Source organism: Acetobacterium tundrae, assembly GCF_008086615.1.
Classification (GTDB): domain Bacteria; phylum Bacillota; class Clostridia; order Eubacteriales; family Eubacteriaceae; genus Acetobacterium; species Acetobacterium tundrae.
In genome coordinates, this window is the sequence record NZ_RXYB01000061.1 from 1 (window position 1) to 773 (window position 773).

Genomic DNA, 773 nt, shown 5'->3' on the forward strand with positions numbered 1-773 from the left:
TACTCGGCTCAGTGTATAGTTCAGGTTTTCTCCGGTGACCGTTCCTCCGACCACTGCGGTTAATGCTGGATCGTCTTTTGTTCCATAGACTTTCGTCTGGGGATCAATGGTAATCGTGGCTGGCGCCTGGGTGATCGTGATGCTTGTTTCCACCACGGGGCTGTCAGCATAGTTCGGATTGATTTCCTTCACTGAAACTGGATAGGTTCCCACATTGGTAAAGCTTGGGGCTTCCGCTGTCCAGGTTTTACCGCCATCTGTGCTGTACATCGGGGTTGATCCGTCGATGCTTGCACTTGGAGCCAGCACATGGCCTTTTCCGTCATAAACAGCGGTGACGGCTGCGGCGGTTGCTATGTTCCCGCTTGCCGCTGTGATGATCAGGCTGTTGTCTGTTACGGTGATGTTGTAGTTCGGGTTAGCTCCGACTGTTGCGGTGATCGCATAGGTCCCGACTGTTTCTCCCGCTACTCGGCTCAGTGTATAGTTCAGGTTTTCTCCGATGACCGTTCCTCCGACCACTGCGGTTAATGCTGGATCGTCTTTTGTTCCATAGACTTTCGTCTGGGGATCAATGGTAATCGTGGCTGGCGCCTGGGTGATCGTGATGCTTGTTTCCACCACGGGGCTGTCAGCATAGTTCGGGTTGATTTCCTTCACTGAAACTGGATAGGTTCCCACATTGGTAAAGCTTGGGGCTTCCGCTGTCCAGGTTTTACCGCCATCTGTGCTGTACATCGGGGTTGATCCGTCGATGCTTGCACTTGGAGCCA

1 protein-coding gene is annotated in these 773 nt (G+C 53.0%); it reads right to left on the minus strand.

Features of this window, described 5'->3' with window-relative positions; all coding sequences use genetic code 11:
• Positions 1-773 (minus strand): MBG domain-containing protein (locus FZC40_RS16955; RefSeq protein WP_207706745.1); only part of this gene is annotated, 773 nt, incomplete at both ends.